Here is a 25,709-nt window from a genome sequence, read left to right as displayed (position 1 = left end):
TTAAAGGCTTGACGACGATTTTTCCTAATATTATTTAAAAGTTATTATGATTTTGTCATTTCGTGGCACTTTATATAATGTTTTTAATAATTAAGAAGTCTTTTTTTAATATTACAACAAAAATGGAAGCAAAAGTGAGATTTCAATACATTATGTTTAACGAAATCTTTATTTTTGTAGAAAAAATATCAAGAATGAGAGTTAAAGAACAAGGGCTTTATCTGCCTGAATTTGAACACGACAATTGTGGTGCAGGATTTATTTGTAATTTGAATGGTATTAAGTCAAATGATATTATTCACAAAGCATTAGACATCTTAATTAAATTAGAACATCGTGGTGCCGTTAGTTCTGATGGAAGAACTGGTGACGGAGCCGGAATTTTATTCGACATTCCTCATGATTTTTTTAAGAAAGTTTGTGACTTTGAAATCCCTGAAGCGCGTGAGTATGCAGTAGGAATGGTTTTTTTACCAAAAAGCAAAAACCAGGTTTCTTTTTGTATTAATGCATTCGAAGCAACAATCAAAGATCAAAACTTAAAAGTTTTAGGTTGGAGAGATGTACCCGTTGACGTTGAAAATCTAGGTGAAATTGCCGCAGAAAAAGAACCAACAATTAAACAAGTTTTCGTTTCTAAAAACGGACAGGATTTAACTGAACAAGAATTTAATGCAAAACTTTTTGCAGCTAGAAAAATTGCAGAACATGCCGTAAGAGGATCTAAAACCTCAGAAAGCCACATGTTTTATTTTACTAGTTTATCGACAACTACTATAATATATAAAGGTCTATTGATGCCGGAAGACATCAGCCGTTATTATATAGATTTGAAAGATCCGGACTTGGTGACGCGTTTAGCGCTTGTACACCAACGTTTCTCTACAAATACATTCCCTTCTTGGGACTTAGCTCAACCGTTTAGATACATGTGTCATAATGGTGAGATCAACACACTTCGTGGAAACGTAAGCCGCATGCGTGCTCGTGAAGAGCTTATGCAGAGCAAAGTTTTTGGCGAAGACATTAAAAAATTATTCCCAATTATCTTAGAAGGAAAATCAGATTCTGCTTCTATGGATATGGTTATTGAACTTTTATTAATGACTGGTCGTTCGCTTCCAGAAGCAATGATGATGGTTGTTCCTGAAGCTTGGGAAAAACACCAAACAATGTCTCCGGAGAAAAGAGCTTTCTATGAGTACAATGCTTGTATCATGGAGCCTTGGGATGGTCCTGCTTCTATTCCGTTTACAGATGGAAACGTAATTGGTGCATTACTAGACAGAAACGGATTGCGTCCTTCTCGTTATACATTAACACATAGTGGATTCGTAATTATGTCATCTGAAATTGGTGTATTAGACATCGATCCAGAAGATGTAATTCAGCACGGTCGTTTAGAGCCAGGAAAAATGTTCTTGGTTGATATGAACGAAGGCCGTATCATCGAAGACGAAGAAGTTAAGAAAGCGATAGTTACAAAACGTCCGTACCAACAATGGGTTGACGAAAACTTATTGCCACTTGCAAAAGTTCCTTACACAAACAACCCTACTCCTGTTGAAAAATTAGATTTCTTAACAAGACAACGTTTGTTTGGTTACACTATTGAAGATTTAAAAACAATCATCAACCCAATGGGTAGCGACGGAGCTGAGGCAATTAGTTCTATGGGTAACGATACACCTTTGGCAGTTCTTTCAGATCAGCCTCAGTTGTTGTACAATTACTTCAAACAATTGTTTGCTCAGGTTACCAACCCGCCGTTGGATGGTATTCGTGAAGAAATTATTACTGATATCAGTTTAGCGATTGGTGGAGATTTCAATATTTTCGAAATTGAATCGAAACAATGTAAAAAATTAAAAATCCAGAATCCGGTTATTTCTAACGAGGATTTGGATAAAATCAGAAATATCGATCACGCAGATTTCAAATCGGCTACAATTTCTACTTTATATAAAATAGAAAAAGGAGTTAACGGTTTAGAAAGAGCTCTTGAAAAATGTGTTCAGGCTACTTTTAAAGCGGTTGAAGAAGGATGTAACATCATTATCTTATCTGATAGAGGTGTAAGCGAAGAATTAGCTCCAATTCCAATGTTATTAGCTTGTTCTTATATTCACCATTCTTTGAACATTTTACAGGTTCGTTCTAAATTCGGAATCATTATCGAATCTGCTGAACCTAGAGAACCACATCATTTTGCTTTATTGTTCGGATACGGTGCAAGTGCAATCAATCCTTATATGGTAAACGAAATCATTCACGATCAAGTTGAAAAAGGTTTCATTACAAAAGTAAAAGCGGATTATGCTGTAGTTAACTACAACAAAGCGATTGCAAAAGGAATCGTAAAAATCATGAACAAAATTGGTATCTCTACTTTACATTCGTACAGAGCTGCTCAGATTTTCGAGATTTTAGGTTTAAACAAAACATTTACATCTAAATACTTCCCTTACACGCCATCAAGAATTGAAGGAATTGGTTTAATGGAAGTGGAAAAAGAAGTAAAAAAACGTTTCCAAAAAGCTTTCCCAAATTCAAAAGTAGCAAGTTTGCTTTCTCTTGAAATTGGAGGTATTTACAGATGGAGACGTGGTGGCGAAAAACACATGTTTAACCCAACGACTATTTCTAAATTACAACAAGCGGTTCGTTTAAACAGCCCAGAAAGTTATAAAGAATACTCAAATGCCGTTAACGAGCAAAGCTCAAACTTAATGACTATTAGAGGTTTATTTGAATTCAACAACCTAGATCCAATTTCTATTGATGAAGTAGAACCTTGGACAGAAATTGTGAAGAAATTCAAAACGGGTGCAATGTCATACGGATCTATTTCTAGAGAAGCACACGAGAATTTAGCGATTGCAATGAACAGAATTGGCGGAAAAAGTAACTCTGGAGAAGGTGGAGAAGATCCAAAACGTTTCCAGAAAGAAATTAACGGAGATTCTAGAAACTCTGCTATCAAACAAGTTGCGTCAGGACGTTTTGGTGTTTCGATCAACTATTTGACAAATGCTAAAGAAATCCAGATTAAAATGGCTCAGGGAGCAAAACCTGGTGAAGGTGGTCAGTTACCTGGAGAAAAAGTAGTGCCTTGGATTGCTGAAACTAGAAACTCTACACCTTATGTAGGTTTAATTTCACCTCCGCCTCACCACGATATTTACTCAATTGAGGATTTATCTCAATTAATTTACGATTTGAAAAATGCAAACCGTGAAGCACGTGTAAACGTAAAATTAGTTTCTGAAGTTGGAGTTGGAACTATCGCTGCCGGTGTTGCCAAAGCAAAAGCTGACGTTATCTTAATTTCTGGTTACGACGGAGGAACGGGAGCTGCACCATTAACATCTTTACAACACACAGGTATTCCATGGGAACTTGGTTTAGCTGAAGCACAACAAACTTTGATCTTAAATGATTTAAGAAGCCGTGTAGTTCTAGAGTGTGACGGACAGTTGAAAACAGGTCGTGATGTTGCCATTGCAGCTTTATTAGGAGCTGAAGAATTTGGTTTTGCAACTGCACCGCTTGTAGCTTCTGGATGTATCATGATGAGAGCTTGTCACTTAAATACTTGTCCGGTTGGTATTGCAACTCAGGATCCTGAATTGAGAAAAAATTTCAAAGGAACTCCAGAGCACGTAATCAACTTTATGTATTTTATTGCTGAAGAGTTAAGAGAAATCATGGCGCAGTTAGGTTTCAGAACTTTAAAAGAAATGGTTGGTCAGTCACAAAAATTAAATGTGAACAAAGCGATCAAACATTACAAAGCAAATGGTTTAGATTTATCACCAATTCTATACAAACCGGAAAAAGCAAAAACACAGCCAAATCACAATACAACTCAACAAGATCACCAACTTGAAAACGTATTAGATTTTGACATTATCAAAGAAGCGATTCCGTCTATTTATAGAAAAGAAAAAACAAGAGTAACATTTAAAATTAAAAATACAGACCGTTCTGTAGGTGCGATTTTGAGTAACGAAATCTCAAAAATTTATGGCGCACAAGGATTACCTGATGACACTATTTTAGTTGATTTTGAAGGTTCTGCCGGACAAAGTTTTGGTGCTTTTGCAACAAACGGATTGTCGTTTAAAATTCACGGAAACTGTAATGATTACTTAGGAAAAGGTCTTTCTGGAGGAAAACTAATTGTAAAAGTCCCTCCTACTGCAACTTTCAAACCTGAAGAAAATATCATTATTGGAAACGTTGCCCTTTACGGAGCTATTACCGGAGAGGCTTATATTAATGGAATGGCCGGAGAGCGTTTCTGTGTTAGAAATTCTGGAGCAACAGCCGTTGTTGAAGGAATTGGAGATCACGGTTGCGAATACATGACCGGTGGTACAGTAGTAGTTTTAGGAAAAACAGGAAGAAACTTCGCAGCTGGTATGAGCGGTGGTGTAGCTTATGTTTACGATCCAAATAAGAAATTCGATTCTACAGTTTGCAACATGGAAATGGTTGCATTCGACCCAATGGAAGAAGAAGATCTTACGAAACTAAGAAAACTGATCAAAAATCATTCATTGTACACAAGCAGTCCATTAGCAAAAAGAATTTTAGCAGACTGGGAAAACCAACAACAGCACTTCGTAAAAGTAATGCCAACGGATTACAAAAAAGCATTACAAAGAATTGCAGAAGAGAAAAAAATAGAAGAATTAATAGCGGGATAAAAATCAATTTCAAAAAATAAAATCCCAAATTCCAATATCAATGGAAATGTCTCCCTGAGCGATCCCGAAACTTCGGGAGAAGGATTGGAATTTGGAATTTAAAGAAATTGGAATTTAATTTAAAAAGTCATGGGTAAAATAGGCGGATTTAAAGAATATAACAGAGCCGATGAAAGTAATTTAGCAGTAGCAGAACGTGTTTCGAACTACAACGAATTTACTATTCCGGTACCAAAAGATAAATTAAAAGAACAAGGATCAAGATGTATGGACTGTGGAATTCCTTTTTGCCACAGTGGTTGTCCGTTAGGAAATTTAATTCCTGACTTCAACGACATGGTGCATCAGGAAGAATGGCAGAGTGCGTTAGAGATTTTACAATCTACTAACAACTTCCCTGAATTTACAGGTCGTTTATGCCCTGCTCCATGTGAGAAATCATGTGTATTAGGAATCATCAAAGATCCGGTTTCTATCGAAAACATCGAGAAAAGCATTATCGAAAGAGGTTTCGCTGAAGGATGGATTAAACCGCAGCCACCAAAAACAAGAACTGGAAAAACTGTTGCCGTTATTGGTTCAGGACCTGCAGGTCTTGCGGCTGCTCAACAATTAAACAGAGCGGGTCACACCGTTACTGTTTTTGAAAGAGACAACGCAATTGGAGGTTTATTACGTTACGGAATTCCAAATTTCAAATTAGAAAAAGGAATCATCGACAGACGTGTAGTTGTTCTTGAAGCAGAAGGAATCACTTTCAAAACAAATGTAAACGTTGGAGTTAACTTCAGTGTTGAAGAATTAAACCAATTCGATTCTATCGTTTTATGCGGAGGAGCAACTGAAAGAAGAAGCTTGCCAACTAAAGGAATCGAAAGCAAAGGCGTTGTTCAGGCAATGGATTTCTTGACTCAACAAACTAAAGTTTTATACGGAGAATCAATTCCAGATCAAGTTAAAGCAACTGGTAAAGATGTAATCGTTATTGGTGGTGGAGATACTGGTTCTGACTGTATCGGAACTTCTAACAGACACGGAGCGAAATCGGTAACTAACTTTGAGATTTTACCAAAACCTCCAGTTGGAAGAAGCGAGTCAACTCCTTGGCCTTTCTGGCCGTTGCAGTTAAAAACATCTTCTTCTCACGAAGAAGGTTGTGACAGAAACTGGTTGATCAACACTAAAGAATTCATTTCTAACGATAAAGGCGAATTAACTGGATTAAAAACGGTTGAAGTGGCATGGAAAATGACTCCAGGTCAGCGTCCTGAATTGATCGAAAAAGAAGGCTCTGAGAAAATCTGGCCTTGCGATTTAGCTTTATTGGCTTTAGGATTTACAGGTCCTGAGAAAACGTTAAGCGAACAATTAGGAATCGAAACTGATATGAGAAGCAACTATAAAGCGCATAACTATCAGACAAACGTTCCTCACATTTTCACTGCTGGTGATATGAGAAGAGGACAATCATTAATCGTGTGGGCTATTTCAGAAGGTCGCGAAGCAGCAAGAGAAGTAGATTTGTTCCTTATGGGATCTACAAACTTGCCTACTAAAGGAAAAGGAGATTTACCGAGTCTATAATTTTTTAAGGTTCTGAGATACTAAGGCGCTAAGGTTCTAAGTTTTTTTCTTAGCATTTTATTTAATCTTTATTCCGACAAACAACATAACTACTAACAAACCCCTGAATATAAATTCAGGGGTTTTGTTTTTTTTTTGACTGCCACGAATTGCACAAATTTCCACTAATTTTTATTTTCTGGCCGATTTCTATTTCAAATATAGCCCGTGGTTTCAACTACGGGAACGCAATATATGATTGCGCTCAATCCATAACGTTTCCCGTGGTTGAAACCACGGGCTATGTTTTAGCATTTTGCGAAAAATCTACAATTAAAAATTCGTGGAAATTTGTGCAATTCGTGGCTAAAAAAATATTTTGAAGCATTACAATTGGCATTTTAATAAACATAGTTCCCGCTTTCGGCTATATCTCTCCGTTCCACTGCGAGGATACCGCCTCAATCGGGGCTAAATCCAAACATTTGGCTTCTTTTAAAAATTAGGGTAAAAAAGAAATGCATTTAATTAGTGTAACCCATAAAAAAAGCAATTTCAACAGCATTTAAGAATAAGTTAAATTCGTGAATTCCTGGCAGAAAACCTTTGTATCTTTGTACCTCTGCCCCTTTGAACCTCTTACCACGTTATAAAATTCCAAAAACAGCAACTTTTTGTTTAAAAACAAACAATTTGTTACAATTTGTTATTTTTCTACAATTTATTTGCTGATACACAAAAGAGTAATAACTTTGTCCAAAATGATTTAAAAATGCAAGCAAAAGATTTACTGCAGTTAGCAGACCAATTTGGAAGTCCATTGTATGTTTACGATGCCGAAAAAATCCAATCTCAGTACAACAGATTAACTAAAGCTTTCTCTAAGGTAGAAAACTTAAGAGTTAATTACGCCATGAAGGCATTGTCAAACGTTGCGATTCTTCAGTTATTAAAGAACATGGGGTCTGGCTTAGACACTGTATCTATTCAGGAAGTTCAGTTAGGACTTCATGCTGGCTATGATCCTGAGAAAATTTTCTTTACACCAAATGGCGTTTCTCTAGAAGAAATCGAAGAAGTTGCCGCAATGGGTGTACAAATCAATATCGACAATTTATCTATTTTAGAGCAATTCGGAACAAAACATCCACATATTCCGGTATGTATTCGTATCAATCCACACGTAATGGCGGGTGGAAATGCCAATATTTCTGTTGGACATATCGATAGTAAATTCGGAATTTCTGTTCACCAGATTCCGCATATCTTGCGAATTGTTGAAAATACAAAAATGAGTATTGTTGGAATTCACATGCACACAGGATCTGATATTTTAGATATCGAAGTATTCTTGTATGCTGCTGAAATCTTATTTGATACAGCTAAACATTTCAAAGATTTACAATTCTTAGATTTCGGAAGTGGTTTCAAAGTTCCTTACAAAAAAGACGATATCGAAACAGACATCGAAGAATTAGGTAAAAAATTATCAAAAAGATTCAACGCTTTCTGTACAGAATACGGAAGAGATTTAACGTTGATTTTCGAACCAGGAAAATTCTTGGTGAGCGAAGCAGGTCATTTCTTAGTAAAAGTAAACGTAGTAAAACAAACAACATCAACAGTTTTCGCTGGAGTTGACAGTGGTTTCAACCACTTAATTCGTCCAATGTTGTACGGATCTTCACACCACATTGAAAACATCTCAAACCCAAAAGGAAAAGAGCGTTTCTACTCTGTTGTAGGATACATTTGTGAGACTGATACTTTCGCAAACAACCGTAGAATTCAGGAAATTACTGAAGGTGATATTTTATCTTTCAGAAATGCCGGAGCATATTGTTTCTCAATGTCTTCGAACTACAACTCAAGATACAAACCAGCCGAAGTTTTATGGATGAACGGTCAAGGAATCTTAATTCGCCAAGCTGAAACATTTGAAGATTTACTTAAAAATCAAATTCCGTTGCCACAAGAAGTTGCTGCAACAGTTTAAAATAAAAAAAAAGAGAATATCTATTGAATCCCGTTTCTTAATTGAGGCGGGATTTTTTTGTTTTTACGGTTTACCGTAAAATAATTATCTTTTTTTCTTATATATTTGAAATTAACCAAAATAATAACAAGAACTAACTTTATGTAACAAATCGGCACTAAAATTAGCTTTAAAATCAAGTGTAATAGTAAGAAAAAACATCTATTTTAGCTGAATAAAAACTTATCATTCAAAAAAACATATGATTAAAGAATTTCTAGTATCCTTCAAAGAAAATTTAGAAACAAAATCTTCAAATCCATTTTTTGGAACTTTAATAATAATTTGGTTTTTAAAAAACTGGGAACTATTCTACACTCTTTTTAATTTTGACAATAAAACAACTCTTCACACCAAAAAGAATTTCATATTCGATCATTTTAAAAAATTACCGCTTATAGAAAATATTTTTATATGTATATTAAAAGCATTCTTCGTTCTTTTAATTTCCTATTGTTTAATTAACATATCTAGACTTATTATTAACTTTTTTGAAAAGAAAGTAACTCCTTTAATGTATAAGTGGACAGACAAAACAAGTATTGTATTAAAATCAATCTATGATATTTCTGAAGAAGAGCGAAAAAAATTAGAAAAACGTGTAGATGAAGAAAGATCTTCTAGAATAAAATTACAGGATGAATATGATAAATTAGAACAAAAACTTTCTGCGCTATTGCTAAAACAACAGGAACAAATTATTCAAAACTCTAAAAACGACTTTCAAGATTCTGACAAATCATATCCTTCAATAAATAAAGAAAAGAGTAAACTCGATTTAATATATGAAAAATTTAAAAAAGAAAATACAACAACTGATTTCCAAACAATTGTAGATAATATTTTAAATGATATAGTTATGAATGATAGAAGTTCGGAAGTCAAACAATTTATTTCTCTCGGATTAATTGAACGTGATACTCATGATGGTGGAAATAAATATTATTTTAAATTAACTACAAATGGAAAGGATCTTAGTGAAAGATTACTAATTGATAGTCTCAAACAGAATTAAATTTTCATGACTTAATTAATACAAATTGAGTAACTAAATTACATAAAGCTTGCTGAAACTTACTATTAGAAGATATGTCCGAAATAAGCTGTATTACCAATAAAAAATCAAACAATATTAAAATCAAACAACTTAAAATATGGACTTTAACTCTACAGAAGATATAATTTCTCACTTTGAATTAAAAACACAAAATGGAAAAGAAATAAAAAAGGAACTAAAAAAGTTAATTAAAAAAGTTCATCCTGATATTAACAAAGGAGAATTCAAAGATACGAAGGATGAAAGTTTATATCACGAAATTCAATCTGCCTTACATTTTTTTGAAACCAAAAAATCGAATAATTCATTATCTCTACGAAATGAAAATACAGATTTAATGAAAATAATATCGGATTTAACATTTGAGAAAAAACAAGAAAAAATTGTCGAAAACATTAATGCCAAGAATCTAGCTTTGACTGACAAACTCCAAGAAAGTATAGTTTCATATCACAAAGTAAATTCAGCTCCTAAAATTACAGGTATTGTAATAACATCAATAATTACATCACTTTGGGCATTTCCAACTGTAATAAAAGAACATCCCATACTTAAAACTCTTTACAATTATAATGCAGAATTTACAATCGTATGGATTATAAGTTTACTATTAACAGCCATTCTTTGGATTAAAATAAATTCATCTGAAAAACGAGATGAAGAAATAAAGCGAGGATACAAATTAGAATCAAATCAAAACTACATTTTCTCAATTTTTATAAAATGGCTTTTGACAAATCATCAAAACTATGAATATATTGATAATCAAAGAATAATTACATTTTCAAAAGATGATTTAATCTTTTTTTTAATGACAAGATTCGATGTTTTTCAACAAAGACTAAAAAGATTAGGAAAACTTGAAACTTATGAAATTCAACGTGAAGTGGAACATATTGAAAAACACTTTGAAGAAGAAAGCAATAGAAATAAAAAAGGAATCACTCCATATTCCTTACTAAAAAATTTAATCCCAAAACCAGGAAAAATAGATGCTGAAATAGCACAATTAATCTCTGACTTAATTATAGATAGATTAAAAGCAAAAGAAGTAATTACTCAATCAGTTTCGAAAAGTTTAAGTGATAAATACATTTACAAAGATTAAGGATTCTCCACGAAAAAACACACATAATTTTCCATCCAGAAAAACTATGTGTGTTTAAATAAAATAAAATGCCTTTTTCAGACAATCCAAATCCTATGTCTCTATGTGTTTAAAAAAATTAAACCTTCTTCCTCCCCTCAATATTCGGTAAAAATCCTGTTATAATCCCAATCAAAGGCAAAAACGCACAAATTTTAAAAACATATTCTATACTCGTTGCATCGGCTATTTTTCCTAGAACTGCTGAACCTAAACCTCCCATTCCGAAGGCGAATCCGAAGAAAAGACCGGCTACTAAACCAACTTTTCCAGGCAATAATTCGGTTGCGTAAACTAGAATTGCAGAAAAGGCCGAAGAAAGAATCAATCCGATAATTACAGATAAAGTTCCAACCCAAAATAAATCAACATAAGGCAGCATCAAAGTAAAAGGCGCAACGCCCAAAATAGAAACCCAGATTACATATTTTCTTCCGAAACGGTCGCCAATTGGTCCGCCAATTAAGGTTCCTGCAGCAACAGCACCCGAGAATAAAAACAAATATATTTGAGATTGCTGAATCGAAATATGGAATTTATCAATTAAAAAGAACGTATAATAACTCGTAATACTGCTCATGTAAAAGTATTTAGAGAAAATCAAAACCAATAAAATGATCAACGAACCAATAACTCTATTTTTAGATAAATGATGCGTTTCAATTTTAAGAGCCGCTTTATTTGCATTTCTTTCTGATAAATGTTCCGTGTACCAAAGCGCAATTTTGTACAAAGCAAAAATTCCGACTAAAGCTATAATACAAAACCAAGCCACATAACTTTGTCCGTGCGGAATGATAATAAATGCTGCCAATAAAGGTCCGATTGCGCTTCCTGCATTTCCTCCTAATTGAAAAATAGACTGTGCCAATCCTTTTTTTCCGCCCGAAGCCAAATGCGCCACTCTTGAAGATTCCGGATGAAAAATCGAAGACCCAATTCCTATTAAACTTACTGATAATAACAGAAAAGTAAAACTAGAAGCTATAGAAACCAGAAATAATCCGGTCATTGTGAAACACATTCCAATAATAAGTGAATACGGTTTTGAATTTTTATCAGTATACATTCCCACAAATGGCTGTAAAATAGACGCGACGATTTGGTAGGTAAAAGTGATAATTCCGATTTGAGTAAAACTCAATCCGAAATTCTCTTTGATGAGCGGATAAATAGACGGAACTACAGCTTGTAAAAGATCATTGATTAAATGCGAAAAACTGATTATAAAAAGTATTGAATACGTTGTTTTTTTAATTACTTCTGGTTGTACTTTAACGGTTTCCATGAGTTGTATTTAGGTTAATCTTCATTTTTAAAATAACAGCTGTATTATTTATTTGCAAAATTGAAACAAATTACAATGTCAAAATTGCTATATTTGGACAATGAATAATCAGATTCGGACATATCGAATGGCGCAGGATTATGGATACCAAGTCGATCCATCAATTCCTGTTATTGGTTATACTGAAATGGTGAATAACGAAATGTGCATTTCTCACTCGCATCCTAGAGCGCAGCTTATTTATGCCACACGCGGTGTGATGCATGTTGTGGTTGGCAATCATATTTGGGTTGTAAATCCGTTACAAGGATTATGGCTTCCGAGCGGTATCGAACATGAGGTTACTTTTCAGAAAGATGTTAATTATTACAGTGTTTTTATCGATCCATCGGCTACTGACGGATTGCCCATAAATAGTTTTTCTTTTGATATTCCGATGTTCTTAAAACAACTGGTTTTTAAAATTATTACATTCGGAACAGAAGGAAATTTAACCGATTCTCAACACAGAATCATTGCGGTTTTTCTTGATGAACTCGCTCAAATTGTACCAAGTGCTACTTTTTTGCCCACAACAAATAATGAAAGATTGCAAAAAGTTGTTGATCTTCTATTAAATGACGTAGCCAGTAAACATAATATTGATTATTACGCCGAACTTTCGTTTATGAGCAGCCGAACTTTATCTCGTTTATTCATAAAAGAATTAGGAATGAATTTTAGCGATTGGAGAACGCGCTTAAAATTAATCGAAGCCATTAAACGATTAGGCGAAAAACAATCCATAAAAGAAATCGCTTTAGATTTGGGTTATGAAACAGCGAGTGCTTTTATTTTTATGTTCAAAAAACATTTAGGAAAAACACCTTCTAATTATATTTTGGAAGATGAAAATGATACGGATAAAATATCTGCGTAACATTTACTTTTCACTCCGCAATCGACTAACTCAAATAAAAATATTATTTTAGCCTTTACCTAAATCAAACCCCAAAACCAATGAAAATTACGATTCCCCTATCGCTATTATTCCTGTTGCTTACCGCAAATGTATTCAGCCAAACTTTAGCTGATTTAAAATTAAAACCTAAGGAAATTCCCAAAAACTATACTTTAAATGATGGTAATATTTGCATAACGCCTCAGGCTTGCACTTTTTACAATGACATTGAAACCTACAGTAACATCGTTGGAACTGTTAAAAACAAATCCATTCAGAGCTTTAGAAGTAAAGGTGATCGCGGGTCTATTATGTATTTTGAATTTGAACATGTTTTTAAAGGCGATCGCTTTCTGCAAGGATTATTGTGGGGAAAAGACGGTCAGCCAACAGATGAACACCCAGAAGAATATATTGCAAAAGGTAAATTTTTGATTATTTGGAGTCTCCGTTCGGATAGTCCTCTTAGAGAAAAGTCTGAAGCTAAAATAGAAACTCTTTTACAATAATCAACAATTCTAAAAATGAATCGAAAAGGAGCAATTGGAGCATTGCTTGACATCTATGAACAAGCAATTTCAGATCTTAAAAACGTTATTAAAAGTATTCCTGACAATGCTTTGACTAAAATAATAGATGAAACAGCTAATGAAGATTGTAAATCTTTACAAACTATTTTATCCCATGTTGTACGATCAGGCTACATTTATGCTATAAATATTCAAAGTCTTAAAGAACACACTATAAGCAAGCCAGAAAAGGTTTTTCGTTTAACTATTGCCGACTATTTAGAGGACTTAACTAACGTTTTCGAATATACAGAAAATGTTTTCAGAGCATTTACGGATGATGAATTAGAAGAGTATAACGATGCTCTAAAAATAAAAACAGGTTGGGGACAATCTTACGATATTGAACAACTTACAGAACACGCTATTGTTCATATTCTTAGACACAAACGCCAAATTGAAAAAATAATACATAACAAATCGAAGTAAAAACTAGCAGCAATTTGATGCTATAATCTCGTGAACAACATCAAAGGTTATGCTTATCTTTGTTTTTTATTTTAATAAATAGTACAAAAAATGAAACTACAAATAAGAATCTTGATTTACTCCATATTATTCTTTTTATACCTTACAACAACCACTGCTTTACTCACTTTGGGAGAAAAGCTAAAAACTGATCCTTATGTAACTTTAGGCTGTGGATTTGCAGTTTTAAATCTTATCTACGCTTTTTTCGCCTTAAAATGGAACACGTTGCTTAATATAATTTATGCGGTTGCAATTGCTGTTTTAGCATTATTTCTGGCTTTGAAATTTACAAATTTGCACTTGTTATTAAAATACGATCCATATCAGGTTAAAACTGCCATATTTGCGAATGCTGTTTTTTCGATTGTATTTTGGGAGATTATATATCAGATAAAAATCAGAATGAATAAATCTGAGAAAAAATAAGTCTTATCCAAATCAGTTTCAAACATTTGAAACAGAAACAAGTAAAAGTTAACTTTAATTTTTCTTTCACATCTTTAGAATTCATTAAATTTAAAATTCAATTCTAAAACTCAAAAAAAATGAAAAACGTACTTTTTATCTTTGTATTTTTAATTGGTTTATCTGCTTCCGCTCAAACTTCTAAAGAGCTTATTGGAAAATGGCAACTGGTGAAATGGACTAAAAACGGGAAAGAAAAAAGTATTCAGGATCGTTTTAAGACCGATCAGGTTTTTCAGGTATTTAAAGAGAATGGCGATTTTGAAAGTCTTGTTGGTGAGGAATCACACAAAGCAAAATGGAAATTATCTAAAGACAATTCAAAACTGACTATTATTTCGGTGATATTACCAATTGAATTTCGCATTGACTCTTTCGATAATGAAAAACGTGTCATAACAAATGCACAAGTTGGAACTTTCGAATATAAAAAGGTTAGCGAATAAACCAGCTTCGTTTTCTTACTTCTTGTAAAAACAAAACTTCTAATTTAGCCCCGATGGAAACGGCATCCTTTTGTGGTGGGGTTCACCACAAAAGATACAGTGAACAGCGGGACGGGACTCGTTGTGAAAACATTTCTTTCTGCTCCTAAAATAAATTGAAAGAAAGGCATAGTTGTTGAAAGTTAAAAAAGATATATTTACGCCTTCAAAAATCGACTATGCAAAAAATTACTTTACTCCTTTCTATATTATTTCTAACCTTCTCGTCTTGTGGCGTAAAAACCACGCAATCACTTATTAGCGACGGAAATTACGATGGTGCAATTGATCGCGCCATAGAGGCATTAAGAACAAAAAAAGACTCAAAAGGGAAACAAGATTATGTTTATTTGCTTGAAGAAGCTTTCGCGAAAGCTAAAGACAGAGATTTACGTAATCTGGAATTACTGTCTAAAGAAGCAAATCCGTCAAATGCTGAACGTATTTATAATACGTATTTGCAACTAAATGACCGTCAGGAAAAAATAAGACCTTTATTGCCGCTGCCTTTGTTGAAACAAGGCAAAAATGCCAGTTTTCAGTTTGATAATTATTCGGATGCCATTGTAAACAGTAAAAATGCGCTTTCGAAATACCTGTATGAAAACGCTTCTGCCCTTTTAAAATCGAACAACAAACTGGACTTCAGAAAAGCGTATGATGATTTTTTCTATTTGGAAAGCATTAATCCAAATTACAAAAACACCAAAAAACTGATGAGCGACGCGCAGTTTAAAGGTACTGATTTTGTAGATGTATACGCCAAAAACGAAACCAATATGGTGATTCCGAAAATGTTGCAGGATGATTTATTGGATTTTAAAACTTACGGACTGAATGATAAATGGACCGTTTATCATAGTGCCAGACAGAAAAATGTTAATTATGATTATAGTCTGATTATCAATTTCAGACAAATTTTTATTTCGCCTGAACAGATAAAAGAAAAAGAATTTATTAAAGAAAGACAGGTTAAAGATGGTGTAAAAACACTTTTGGACAGCCGCGGAAAGCCTGTAAAAGATAGTCTTGGTAAAGAAATCAAGGTTGATAATTTTAAAATGCTTCGCGCAACAGTATACGAATTCAGACAATTTAAATCGTGTCAGGTAACTGCAAAAATTGATTATGTTGACAGCAAAACCAATCAGCTTGTTCAGACTTTTCCTTTGAGCAGCGAATATGTTTTTGAGAACATTTACTCGACTTATAAAGGAAATCGAAATGCTTGTGAAGATAATTATCTAAACTATTTCGACAAACGCGCTGTGCCATTTCCTAATAATGAGCAAATGGTCTATGATACCGGAGAAGACCTGAAAGCGAAACTTAAAGACATTATTGTTCGAAATAAGTTCCGAAGTTAGGGAGATAAAAACCAGTTGTTTTTTCTTAATAAACATCATTATTTTCTTTTCAAAATTTTAACATTTGTAGTAAAAAAGGATTATTTTCGCATCACAAAAACAATCCTTTTTACGCAGATTTTATGAAGATTTTCAAAGATTCAATTGTTGTATTTTTTGCCTTATTATCATTTGTATTCAATTCTTGCAGCAGCACCGAAGATGCACAATATGTGCCTCCTACGCTTGTAAATCTTCAGGAAACTGGATTATTGGGTCAGCCTGTTTCGATCGAGCTTAAGAATTTTGAAGCCGACAAATTACAGGTTTTTTTTGACATGGAAAAAGCAAGAATTGAAGAAAGTTCTGAAAACGGAATTACTGTAATTGTTCCGCGAACTATTAAAAGAAATAATCCAACGTTAAAAATTATTGATCTTAACGAAAACAAAACAATCGTCGAAAAGACCTTTTTGTTAAAAAAACCGATCGTTTCCAGCTACAGCAGCGAAAGTGCTACTTTTAATGAAACACTTACTGTTTATGGTGAAAATTTCGATACCAATAAAGATTTTATCTCCGTTTTTGTAAATGATGAAAAAGCGGTAATTGTAAACAATGATTACAACAAAATCGAAATACAAATTCCGACCAAAATCACAAAAGCCAATCTAGAGGTAAAAGTTAAATCACAGTTGCAGGAAACAACTTCATCAGTGGCTTTAGCTCTAAAAGCTCCAATTATCAAAAGCATTCGTAATAGCAGTGTTTGGTTGCAGACTTATTTATACATAAATGTCGAAAATTTCAATCCCGATAGTAGTTTGGGGGAATTATTTATCAATGGTGTCCCTAGTAATTATTTTACAGTAAATGATAAAACTGTAGAAGTTATTATGCCTCCAGGACCTTATAAGGATTTTAAAATCACCAACATCACCTATAAAACTGCGGGATTAACCACTAGTTATGATTATGACGTAAAAATATTAAACGATTTTATAATGGTTGATCATATTGATAATGCTGGTATTGATCATACTATATTTACTCATAACAATAAAGCATACGCTCTTAAATATGCTATGAATGATGCTAACGATTCGGCAAATCGTACCTATTCTTTTCTTGAATTCTCTCCAGTAACAGAAAAATGGACCGAATTATCTTCCTTTAAATATTCAGGGTATATTGCAGATGCCGTATACGATGGTGAAGATACCGTTTATTTGTATCGATTGTCAGTTGCCAGCCAAACGTATAGCATGACAAAACTGAATATGAATACTTTCAAAGAAACAGCGATAACGCTTCCGAGCAATAAAATTCAAGGCCCAATGATTTTTGCTTATCAGGACAATCTTTATTTGCTAAGCGGACTAAATAATGATCAGGGTAATACAACTGTTCGTACTCAAAAATATAAGTATTCTAAAAATAATAATACATGGACTGAACTGGCTAGTACAGCATTCTCTCCTATTCCACTTGTAGCCAATGGAAGTTCCGGTCAATGTAAGTATATCTTCAATGGAGGTAATCTTTATCTTTCCGATGGCATTAATTACAGAATTTTCAAAATTACTCCTAGTCTTGCTGTGACCGCTAATCCTAATCATTATCGTTTGTTTTTTGATTATGGCAATAGCATTATTGTAAAAGATGTAAACTACTGGTCATTTTTTATAAATATGGAGACCAATAAATCTGTAAACTTAGATATGGACAGTCTATTTGGTTATAGTGAACAGTTTTTCACACTCAATAATCAAATTTACTATCTACGAAACAGTTGGTCTGTTTATTACCAAAATACAATATACACGCAAAAACTAAGAAAAGAAATCTTAAATGGAATACTTTAAAAAATATGCAGCATTTATCATCTTGAGCTTAATTGTCTTTGGATGTTCTGCTGATGAAGAACCGCAAAAACCATTAGAACTTACAATCACCAATTTTAAAACTTCTTACAATGAAGTAAAAATCGATTGGGAACTTCAAAGACCAGATGGTGTTATTATTGACGATTTGACAATTTACCGAATTGAAAAAAATGGTGAATCTGATTTTTACCAGGAAAAGATGATAGCAAATCTGCCTTCAAATGAAACCTCATTTGTTGACACCGATGTTCCCTACAAAGAAGAGGTTTCTTACTCTGTTCGAATTTTATACAGAGACGAACGAGAGAAGGTACCTACTTACGGTAACGAAATGAAAAGCGAAACAAAAAAATTCATACGCGATATTATAAAATTCGATCGTGTTCCTTTTCAGGTTCAAAAAGATCCTACTCAACCCAATATTTTTCATATTCTAAATAAAGATCAAGCCGGTTCTTTAATAAAATATAATAGTACAAAAAATAGTATTGAGCATACTACCACATTTGAAAATGGTTTCTACCTAAATAATAAATTTCATATTGTAAACAACAATGAAATTTACATTGCTGATACAAAAGGCAGAATATACCGAATTAATACTAATAGCTATGAAACTATAGACTCTTATTTAGCTTTAGTTACTGATAATCTGAATTCTTTTTCCGTTTCAGGAAATCGTATTTACTATCAGGATGACGAAGATTGGTGCATTTATGATACTTCTGCGCGAACATCTACAAAAACAGGATATATTAGTAATTCAGACTACTCAGAATATATGGGCAACGACAAAACCTTGTTGTTGTATTGCCAAAATGAACAATATGGTTCGATGGGATTTGTAGGTTATACTCCAGCAAATTGTCCGGGTTTTATGGATTGCTCTCCTGTCACTTACTATTATACACCGTGGGCTCTAAAACCCAATTCAATAGATGCTAATATTTTCTCATGGAATACTGACAAATCAAAATGCATTTCTTCAATTAATGGTTGTGTTTTTAATACCAGCACGCTAAAACCCGAAATAAGATTAAATGATATTACCGGTAAACATTATTTTCAGTTTGCTTTTGATGCTCAAAACAACATCTATGCTACTGTACAAGGTGAAAAGAAAATTCATAAATTCAACTCCGAATACAAACTGGTCGAAGTCATTGATACAAAATTATATCCCTTATTTCCTTTACTAACTACTGATGGATTAAAAGTTGTAGGAAGTTACGAACCTGTTTCTTACTGGAGCTTTGGATATGGCAATAATTTTGATTTTAATGTAAAATGTGCTATTGAGACTTTTTAAAAAGTATTTCCCATTTCTTTTGAAACAACCACATAAGTTGTAAAAATACATCTTCCCTATTTTTTTAAGGCACATTTCTATGTGCCTTTTTTCATTGCATTATATTGGTTTTTAAATAAAAATCATTTTTTCACATTGCGCAACCAAAAAGTTGCGTATATTTGCAACTAATTAGTTGCGAATTAATTTTCACAAAAATGAAACGAGATATTTTTCAGGCTATTGCCGATCCGACCCGCAGAGCGATTTTAGTTTTGATTTCTTCAAGTGCATTAACACCAAATGCTATTGCAGAACAATTTCAAACTACAAGACAAGCAGTATCTAAACACATTAAAATTTTAAGTGAATGTGATTTATTGGAAGAAAAAAAAATGGGCAGGGAAATTTACTACCAGCTCAAAATTGAAAAAATGAAAGAAGTTGATCAATGGCTGGAGCAATTCAAAAAGATTTGGGAAAGCAGATTTAGTCAATTAGATCAAGTATTAATAAATTTAAAATCTAAAGAAAATGAAATCTGATCTTATTATGAATTTTTCCATAGATAAGGAAAATAAAACCGTAAATGTAAAACGCGAATTTAACGCGTCATTGTCAAATGTATGGTCTGCCTGGACAGAAGCAGAAATTCTGGATCAATGGTGGGCGCCGGCTCCTTTTAAATCTAAAACAAAAAGTATGGAATTTAAAGAAGGCGGACGAAGAATGTACGCCATGGTAAGTCCTGAAGGCGATGAACGCTGGAGTTTTTTTGAATATACTTCGATTTCTCCAAAAACAAACTTCAAACATACTTCTACTTTTTGTGATGCTGATGCTAATCCGATTCCGAATTTTGGAAGCTCGCTTTGGGATATTACTTTTTCTGAAAAAGGCGAATTGACAGTTGTCGATATCGCAATTAGTCGTGACAATTTTGCCGAAATTGAACAACTAATTGCTACAGGATTTAAAGAAGGATTTACAAGTGCACTGACAGGTTTGGAAAAAATCCTGGAGGCAAAAAAATAAAGACTTTTCAAATTATTGACTAATCTAAAATCTCAAGAAAATGAAATCAAATCTATTAATGGATTTTACTGTAAATAAAGAAACAAGTACAGTACATGTAAAACGTGAATTTGCGGCTTCGTTAGCTAATGTTTGGTCGGCTTGGACAGAAGCTGAAATTCTGGATCAATGGTGGGCGCCGGCTCCGTGGAAAGCGAGAACAAAAAGTATGGAATTCAAAGAAGGTGGTCGCAGACTTTACGCTATGGTTGGCCCACAAGGAGAAGAACATTGGGCAATTGCCGATTTTACTTCGATAACTCCTAAAACTAATTTTAAATATCTTGATGCTTTCTCAGATAGTGACGGAAATTTAAATAAAGATTTTCCGCGTTCTGACTGGGATGTTAATTTTTCTGAACAAGGCGCTACTACTTTTGTTGACATTGTAATCAAACACGATAAGCTTTCAGACCTGGAAATGATTATTGAAATGGGCTTCAAAGAAGGTTTTACCATTGCAATGGAAGGTCTGGACAAAATTTTTGCAGAACAGGCAAAATAATATTCCAGCTTACGCAAAAAGGCTAATGCAAAAGAAAAGTGAACTGATATTAAATTCGTATTTTCGTTTTTACAAAACATTTTACTTTCCACTTAATGAACAAATTTATTGCCTTAGCCTTTTTACTATTAGCACCCACTTTCATATTCAGCCAAAAAGTAAAACAAAAAACTACAGAAACTTCTAAACCATTCGTTTTAGGTGTTATTGATGAAATTCAATCGAAAGAATTAAACGAAAAAAGGACTTTAAATATTTATCTTCCGGAAGGTTATAAATCCGAAGATGCAACGCGATATCCTGTTATATATTTATTAGACGGTTCTGCCGATGAAGATTTTATTCACATCGCAGGATTGGTTCAATTTAATAGTTTCGAATGGATTAATCAGGTTCCAAAATCGATTGTAGTTGGTATTGCAACAGTTGATAGACGCAGGGATTTTACTTTTCCAACCACTCTTGAAGAAGATAAAAAACGTTTTCCAACTACCGGACATTCGGATAATTTTATTGCTTTTATCGAAAAAGAATTACAGCCTTTTATAGATAAAAAATACAAAACCACAGAATCCAAAACCATTATCGGTCAATCTTTAGGAGGATTATTAGAAACGGAAATCCTGCTGACAAAGCCTTCTCTTTTTAATAAATATGTAATTGTAAGTCCGAGCTTATGGTGGAATAACGGTTCTATTCTAAATTTAGATTCTGAAATTTTTAAGGAAAGTTTCAAAGAACCGACTGAGATTTATATTGCGGTTGGCAAGGAAGGATTAACTCCAACAGCAATACCAAGAGTTATGGAAGTTGATGCAAATATATTGGCGGATAAAATAAAAGCTTCGAAAAGCAAAAACATTAAAGTGTATTTTGACTATTTTCCATTAGAAAATCATGGTACCATTTTGCATCCTGCTGTTTCGAATTCCTTTAAATTCTTCTATCCAATAATTGAATAATTAGAATATAAATAGCAACTTTTTAAATCCTGTTTTATGAATTCAAATCTAGTTAAACTCTTTTTACGCCTTGCAATTTCGATTGGATTTCTATCTGCAGTTGCAGACCGATTTGGGTTATGGAGTAAAGAAAACTCTACTTGGGGAAATTGGGAAAACTTTCTTAGTTATACGAAAGTTCTAAATCCTTTTTTACCTGATAATTTAATTTCACCAATCGGCATTGTAGCAACAGCTCTCGAAATCATTTTTCCTTTGTTTCTCTTAATCGGATTTAAAACGGAGCTATTCGCGAAACTTAGCGGTTATTTGTTATTGCTTTTTGGTCTTTCGATGGTCTTTTCAGTTGGCATAAAAGCGCCTTTAGATTATTCAGTTTTTACAGGTTCGGCGGCTTGTTTTGCTTTGAGTTTGATGAAGGAAAAATATATTGAAATTGATAGTCTTATTTTGAAAAACAAATAATTAAAAGCAGATTTCTTAAGCTTTTCAGGTTTTGCAAAAACATTTGTATCTTTGCCGCAGTAAAAACAAACAGGTAATTTTATGTGAGAAATAATTTCTTTAGGAAAAAATAGATAGCTCCCAATGGGTTTGCTATGATTATTCACTTTCAAAGAAGAAATTATGCTTACTTTACAAAACATCTCATATCTACATGCGAACAGACACTTGCTGTTCGATAAAATTACTTTTACAATCAACAGTCACGAAAAAGTTGCTTTAATTGGCAACAATGGTGTTGGAAAATCCACTTTATTAAAAATCATCTCAAGAGAATTACAACCTGCTGAAGGATCGATTAAAGTAGCTTCTAAACCCTATTTTATACCGCAGATTTTCGGACAATTTAATCATCTTACAATTGCTCAGGCTTTACAGATAGATGAAAAACTAACTGCATTTCATGAAATTCTGAACGGAAATGTCTCTGAAGAAAACCTAAATATTTTAAACGACGACTGGACCATCGAAGAACGTTGCAATGAAGCTTTGCAATATTGGGAACTCAATGATTTAAACCTGAATCAAAAACTGGAAACACTCAGCGGAGGCCAAAAGACAAAAGTTTTTCTGGCCGGAATTTCTATTCATCAGCCTGAAATTATTCTGTTGGATGAACCGAGCAATCATCTGGATGTTGTTGCAAGAGCGCTGCTGTATCAATTTATAAAAAACACAACTGCAACTTTAATTATCGTTAGTCATGATCGAAAATTATTGAATTTGCTAAACGCTGTTTACGAATTAAGCAAACACGGAATTACTGTTTATGGCGGCAATTATGCCTTTTATGCAGAACAAAAACAAATTGAAAAGAATGCTTTAGCCAATGATATTCAGAGCAAGGAAAAAGCATTACGCAAAGCGAAAGAAAAAGAGCGCGAAACACTACAACGTCAAAACAAATTAGATTCCAGAGGCGAAAAGAAACAAAAGAAAGCGGGCGTTTCCAGAATTATGATGAATACTTTGCGCAACAATGCAGAAAATAGTACTGCTAAAGCGAAAGATATTCACGCAGAAAAAATTGGAAACATTTCGCAGAACTTGCAAGATTTGCGTTCTGGTTTGCCAGAAATCGATAAAATGAAATTTGGTTTTGAGAAAACAGCTTTACATAAAGGCAAAATTCTTTTTACGGCGAAAGATGTCAATCACAGTTTTGAGAATCAATATTTGTGGCGAGAGAATTTAAACCTTCAAATAAAAAGTGGCGACAGAATTGCCATACAAGGTATAAACGGCTCCGGAAAAACCACTTTAATCAAAATGATCATCGGAACTCTGCAACCAAAAACAGGAACAATTTACAAAACCGATGCAAAAGTAATTTACATAGATCAGGATTATTCGTTGATTCAAAATCAATTAACGGTTTTTGATCAGATTCAGCAGTTTAATGATTCCGGTTTAGAAGAACATACTTTAAAAATGAAACTGAATAAGTTTTTGTTTTCACAGAATGACTGGGCTAAACCTTGCAGTGCCTTAAGCGGAGGCGAAAAAATGCGTTTACTATTGTGTTGCTTAACCATAAATACAAAAGCTCCGGATGTTATTATTCTTGATGAACCCACAAACAATCTCGACATACAGAATATCGAAATCCTTACTGCTGCCATTAATGAATATGACGGAACATTAATTGTGGTTTCGCACGATGATTTGTTTTTGGAAGAAATAAAGATTTCCGATTTTATTTCGCTTCCATAATCTTATGAAAATGAAATTTCCGATCTAGCCCCGATAGAGCCGGTATCCTTTTTGTCCCGCCACTGCGGGACAAAAAGATATAGGCGAAAGCGGGACAACTGTTCCTGAAATACTTTTTTTTCTGCTCCTAAAGAAAATTATCCAAGCCAACCTTCCCTATCCAGACTCCTGTATTGAATAGCTTCGGCGATGTGTTGCGCGATTATATTTGGTGCGTTATCTAAGTCGGCGATGGTACGGGAAACCTTCAAAATTCTGTCATAGGCTCTGGCAGAAAGATTCAGACGTTCCATAGCATTTTTGAGAAGTTCTTTGGATTGTTCGTCTAACATACAATACTCACGAATCAATTTACTGCTCATTTGCGCATTGTAATGAATGTTTTCGACAGTCTCAAAACGTTGGGTCTGAATTTCTCTGGCTGCAGTAACGCGTTTTCTGATTTCTACACTGTTTTCCGCTTTTCTGTCATCCGCCAATTTCTCAAAAGGAACGGGCGTAACCTCAATATGAATATCGATTCGGTCTAAAAGCGGACCGGAAATTTTACTCATATAACGCTGCATTTCATGCGGAGAAGAAGTGTTTGGCATGCTTGGATCGTTAAAAAATCCGCTTGGACTGGGATTCATACTTGCCACAAGCATAAATGAAGACGGATAAGTAACGGTAAATTTGGCGCGCGAAATAGTTACTTCACGATCTTCAAGAGGTTGGCGCATGACTTCTAAAACATCGCGTTTAAACTCGGGCAATTCGTCCAGAAACAAAACACCATTGTGCGCCATAGAAATTTCTCCAGGTTGAGGATAACTTCCTCCACCAACAAGCGCAACATTTGAAATAGTGTGGTGCGGCGAGCGAAAAGGCCGCTGATTCATTAATCCGACTTCCTTTAATTTTCCGGCGACGCTATGAATTTTAGTTGTTTCGAGCGCTTCACGCAATGTCATTGGCGGCAAAATACTCGGAACTCTTTTGGCCAGCATCGTTTTTCCTGCGCCGGGCGGACCAATTAAAATAATATTATGTCCACCTGCTGCTGCAATTTCCATGCAGCGTTTTATACTTTCTTGTCCGCGAACGTCAGAAAAATCAAATTCGGGAAAATCGAGGGTTTTGTAAAACTCTGCCCTTGTGTCAATAACGGTTGGTAATAAAGTACCTTTTCCGATAAAAAAGTCAATAATTTCCTGCAAATTACTTACTCCATAAACATCAAGTCCCGCGACAATTGCAGCTTCTTTTACATTTTGTATTGGCAGAAAAAAACCTTTATAACCTTCCTCTTTTGCTTTTATGGCAATAGGCAATGCACCGCGAATAGGCTGCAAACTTCCATCTAAGGAAAGTTCGCCCATAATGATATATTGCTCAATTTCCGGTGCTTTGATCTGATCAGAACCAACAAGAATTCCCATTGCGAGTGGTAAATCATAAGCCGAACCTTCTTTTCTAAGGTCGGCCGGTGCCATATTTATGGTTATTTTTTTTCCAGGAAAACTTAATCCGTTGTTTTTGAGCGCCGCAGCAATTCGGTAACTGCTTTCTTTTATTGCATTATCTGGAAGGCCAACTAAATGATAGCCAATCCCTTTGTCCATATGTACTTCTATGGTTATAGTTGTGGCTTCAACTCCAAAAACAGCACTTCCGTAAACTTTTACTAACATAATTATCTTTTCATTAAATGATTTTT

The 25,709-nt window shown here is 33.9% G+C and carries 21 protein-coding genes; 19 read left to right on the top strand and 2 right to left on the bottom strand.

What is annotated here, in order from left to right; all coding sequences use genetic code 11:
* Positions 1-194: 194 nt before the first annotated feature.
* The 5 genes from gltB to BD847_RS00430 all read left to right on the top strand — a co-directional run bounded on the left by gltB (position 195) and on the right by BD847_RS00430 (position 10,475).
* Positions 195-4,712, top strand: coding sequence for a glutamate synthase large subunit (gene gltB, locus BD847_RS00450; protein ID WP_115887297.1), 4,518 nt, complete (start codon positions 195-197; stop codon positions 4,710-4,712).
* A gap of 129 nt (positions 4,713-4,841) precedes the next feature.
* Positions 4,842-6,296, top strand: a complete 1,455-nt coding sequence (locus tag BD847_RS00445; RefSeq protein ID WP_115886310.1) for a glutamate synthase subunit beta — start codon at positions 4,842-4,844, stop codon at positions 6,294-6,296.
* 751 nt (positions 6,297-7,047) lie between these two features.
* Positions 7,048-8,271 carry a diaminopimelate decarboxylase gene (lysA, locus tag BD847_RS00440; RefSeq protein ID WP_115886309.1) on the top strand — a complete coding sequence of 408 codons (1,224 nt, stop codon included), beginning with the start codon at positions 7,048-7,050 and terminating at the stop codon, positions 8,269-8,271.
* 241 nt (positions 8,272-8,512) lie between these two features.
* Positions 8,513-9,325: a hypothetical protein gene (locus BD847_RS00435; RefSeq protein WP_115886308.1), complete on the top strand. Its 813-nt coding sequence runs from the start codon at positions 8,513-8,515 to the stop codon at positions 9,323-9,325.
* Between the two features lie 139 nt (positions 9,326-9,464).
* Complete coding sequence (locus BD847_RS00430; RefSeq protein WP_115886307.1) at positions 9,465-10,475, top strand: hypothetical protein; 1,011 nt, start codon at positions 9,465-9,467, stop codon at positions 10,473-10,475.
* Between the two features lie 118 nt (positions 10,476-10,593).
* Here the strand turns inward: BD847_RS00430 and BD847_RS00425 are convergent, their stop codons facing one another.
* Complete coding sequence (locus BD847_RS00425; protein ID WP_115886306.1) at positions 10,594-11,802, bottom strand: MFS transporter; 1,209 nt, start codon at positions 11,800-11,802, stop codon at positions 10,594-10,596.
* 100 nt (positions 11,803-11,902) lie between these two features.
* On the opposite strand from BD847_RS00425, the gene BD847_RS00420 reads away from it, so the two are divergent.
* The 14 genes from BD847_RS00420 to abc-f all read left to right on the top strand — a co-directional run bounded on the left by BD847_RS00420 (position 11,903) and on the right by abc-f (position 24,010).
* The gene (locus BD847_RS00420) at positions 11,903-12,721 is read left to right on the top strand and encodes an AraC family transcriptional regulator (protein ID WP_115886305.1); all 819 of its coding nucleotides are present in this window, start codon (positions 11,903-11,905) and stop codon (positions 12,719-12,721) included.
* Positions 12,722-12,801: 80 nt separating this feature from the next.
* The gene (locus tag BD847_RS00415) at positions 12,802-13,251 is read left to right on the top strand and encodes a hypothetical protein (protein WP_115886304.1); all 450 of its coding nucleotides are present in this window, start codon (positions 12,802-12,804) and stop codon (positions 13,249-13,251) included.
* A 15-nt stretch (positions 13,252-13,266) separates the two neighbouring features.
* A complete protein-coding gene (locus tag BD847_RS00410; RefSeq protein WP_115886303.1) occupies positions 13,267-13,740 on the top strand; it encodes a DinB family protein in 474 nt (157 codons plus the stop codon).
* Between the two features lie 90 nt (positions 13,741-13,830).
* A complete protein-coding gene (locus BD847_RS00405; protein ID WP_115886302.1) occupies positions 13,831-14,208 on the top strand; it encodes a hypothetical protein in 378 nt (125 codons plus the stop codon).
* Positions 14,209-14,327: 119 nt separating this feature from the next.
* Positions 14,328-14,693 (top strand): hypothetical protein, encoded by a 366-nt coding sequence (locus BD847_RS00400; protein WP_115886301.1) that lies wholly within the window; start codon positions 14,328-14,330, stop codon positions 14,691-14,693.
* 218 nt (positions 14,694-14,911) lie between these two features.
* A complete protein-coding gene (locus BD847_RS00395) occupies positions 14,912-16,099 on the top strand; it encodes a hypothetical protein (protein ID WP_115886300.1) in 1,188 nt (395 codons plus the stop codon).
* Positions 16,100-16,221: 122 nt separating this feature from the next.
* Complete coding sequence (locus BD847_RS00390; protein WP_115886299.1) at positions 16,222-17,943, top strand: IPT/TIG domain-containing protein; 1,722 nt, start codon at positions 16,222-16,224, stop codon at positions 17,941-17,943.
* On the top strand, positions 17,930-19,273 hold the full coding sequence (locus BD847_RS00385; RefSeq protein WP_115886298.1) for a hypothetical protein: 1,344 nt from the start codon (positions 17,930-17,932) through the stop codon (positions 19,271-19,273). Before BD847_RS00390 ends, BD847_RS00385 begins: the two co-directional genes overlap by 14 nt.
* 197 nt (positions 19,274-19,470) lie before the next feature.
* Positions 19,471-19,797 (top strand): ArsR/SmtB family transcription factor, encoded by a 327-nt coding sequence (locus tag BD847_RS00380; protein WP_115886297.1) that lies wholly within the window; start codon positions 19,471-19,473, stop codon positions 19,795-19,797.
* Positions 19,787-20,287: an SRPBCC family protein gene (locus BD847_RS00375; RefSeq protein WP_115886296.1), complete on the top strand. Its 501-nt coding sequence runs from the start codon at positions 19,787-19,789 to the stop codon at positions 20,285-20,287. The genes BD847_RS00380 and BD847_RS00375 overlap by 11 nt, the downstream gene beginning before the upstream one ends.
* A 40-nt stretch (positions 20,288-20,327) precedes the next feature.
* Positions 20,328-20,831 carry an SRPBCC family protein gene (locus BD847_RS00370; RefSeq protein ID WP_115886295.1) on the top strand — a complete coding sequence of 168 codons (504 nt, stop codon included), beginning with the start codon at positions 20,328-20,330 and terminating at the stop codon, positions 20,829-20,831.
* 95 nt (positions 20,832-20,926) lie between these two features.
* On the top strand, positions 20,927-21,793 hold the full coding sequence (locus tag BD847_RS00365) for an alpha/beta hydrolase (protein ID WP_115886294.1): 867 nt from the start codon (positions 20,927-20,929) through the stop codon (positions 21,791-21,793).
* Positions 21,794-21,829: 36 nt separating this feature from the next.
* Positions 21,830-22,258: a DoxX family protein gene (locus tag BD847_RS00360; protein ID WP_115886293.1), complete on the top strand. Its 429-nt coding sequence runs from the start codon at positions 21,830-21,832 to the stop codon at positions 22,256-22,258.
* Positions 22,259-22,420: 162 nt separating this feature from the next.
* Positions 22,421-24,010, top strand: a complete 1,590-nt coding sequence (gene abc-f / locus BD847_RS00355) for a ribosomal protection-like ABC-F family protein (RefSeq protein WP_115886292.1) — start codon at positions 22,421-22,423, stop codon at positions 24,008-24,010.
* Positions 24,011-24,147: 137 nt separating this feature from the next.
* On the opposite strand, the gene BD847_RS00350 is transcribed toward abc-f, so the two are convergent.
* A complete protein-coding gene (locus BD847_RS00350; protein WP_115886291.1) occupies positions 24,148-25,683 on the bottom strand; it encodes a YifB family Mg chelatase-like AAA ATPase in 1,536 nt (511 codons plus the stop codon).
* Positions 25,684-25,709 lie beyond the last annotated feature (26 nt).

Origin of the sequence: Flavobacterium cutihirudinis (genome assembly GCF_003385895.1) — a bacterium.
Classification (GTDB): domain Bacteria; phylum Bacteroidota; class Bacteroidia; order Flavobacteriales; family Flavobacteriaceae; genus Flavobacterium; species Flavobacterium cutihirudinis.
The sequence above is the reverse complement of the archived record's forward strand: the minus strand, read 5'-3'. Positions and strand labels throughout refer to the sequence as shown.

Excerpts from the sequence above, each read along its gene's own strand:
- gltB (WP_115887297.1), top strand. The coding sequence starts at position 195 with ATGAGAGTTAAAGAACAAGGGCTTTATCTGCCTGAATTTGAACACGAC.
- BD847_RS00445 (WP_115886310.1), top strand. The coding sequence starts at position 4,842 with ATGGGTAAAATAGGCGGATTTAAAGAATATAACAGAGCCGATGAAAGT.
- lysA (WP_115886309.1), top strand. The coding sequence starts at position 7,048 with ATGCAAGCAAAAGATTTACTGCAGTTAGCAGACCAATTTGGAAGTCCA.
- BD847_RS00435 (WP_115886308.1), top strand. The coding sequence starts at position 8,513 with ATGATTAAAGAATTTCTAGTATCCTTCAAAGAAAATTTAGAAACAAAA.
- BD847_RS00430 (WP_115886307.1), top strand. The coding sequence starts at position 9,465 with ATGGACTTTAACTCTACAGAAGATATAATTTCTCACTTTGAATTAAAA.
- BD847_RS00425 (WP_115886306.1), bottom strand. The coding sequence starts at position 11,802 with ATGGAAACCGTTAAAGTACAACCAGAAGTAATTAAAAAAACAACGTAT.
- BD847_RS00420 (WP_115886305.1), top strand. The coding sequence starts at position 11,903 with ATGAATAATCAGATTCGGACATATCGAATGGCGCAGGATTATGGATAC.
- BD847_RS00415 (WP_115886304.1), top strand. The coding sequence starts at position 12,802 with ATGAAAATTACGATTCCCCTATCGCTATTATTCCTGTTGCTTACCGCA.
- BD847_RS00410 (WP_115886303.1), top strand. The coding sequence starts at position 13,267 with ATGAATCGAAAAGGAGCAATTGGAGCATTGCTTGACATCTATGAACAA.
- BD847_RS00405 (WP_115886302.1), top strand. The coding sequence starts at position 13,831 with ATGAAACTACAAATAAGAATCTTGATTTACTCCATATTATTCTTTTTA.
- BD847_RS00400 (WP_115886301.1), top strand. The coding sequence starts at position 14,328 with ATGAAAAACGTACTTTTTATCTTTGTATTTTTAATTGGTTTATCTGCT.
- BD847_RS00395 (WP_115886300.1), top strand. The coding sequence starts at position 14,912 with ATGCAAAAAATTACTTTACTCCTTTCTATATTATTTCTAACCTTCTCG.
- BD847_RS00390 (WP_115886299.1), top strand. The coding sequence starts at position 16,222 with ATGAAGATTTTCAAAGATTCAATTGTTGTATTTTTTGCCTTATTATCA.
- BD847_RS00385 (WP_115886298.1), top strand. The coding sequence starts at position 17,930 with ATGGAATACTTTAAAAAATATGCAGCATTTATCATCTTGAGCTTAATT.
- BD847_RS00380 (WP_115886297.1), top strand. The coding sequence starts at position 19,471 with ATGAAACGAGATATTTTTCAGGCTATTGCCGATCCGACCCGCAGAGCG.
- BD847_RS00375 (WP_115886296.1), top strand. The coding sequence starts at position 19,787 with ATGAAATCTGATCTTATTATGAATTTTTCCATAGATAAGGAAAATAAA.
- BD847_RS00370 (WP_115886295.1), top strand. The coding sequence starts at position 20,328 with ATGAAATCAAATCTATTAATGGATTTTACTGTAAATAAAGAAACAAGT.
- BD847_RS00365 (WP_115886294.1), top strand. The coding sequence starts at position 20,927 with ATGAACAAATTTATTGCCTTAGCCTTTTTACTATTAGCACCCACTTTC.
- BD847_RS00360 (WP_115886293.1), top strand. The coding sequence starts at position 21,830 with ATGAATTCAAATCTAGTTAAACTCTTTTTACGCCTTGCAATTTCGATT.
- abc-f (WP_115886292.1), top strand. The coding sequence starts at position 22,421 with ATGCTTACTTTACAAAACATCTCATATCTACATGCGAACAGACACTTG.
- BD847_RS00350 (WP_115886291.1), bottom strand. The coding sequence starts at position 25,683 with ATGTTAGTAAAAGTTTACGGAAGTGCTGTTTTTGGAGTTGAAGCCACA.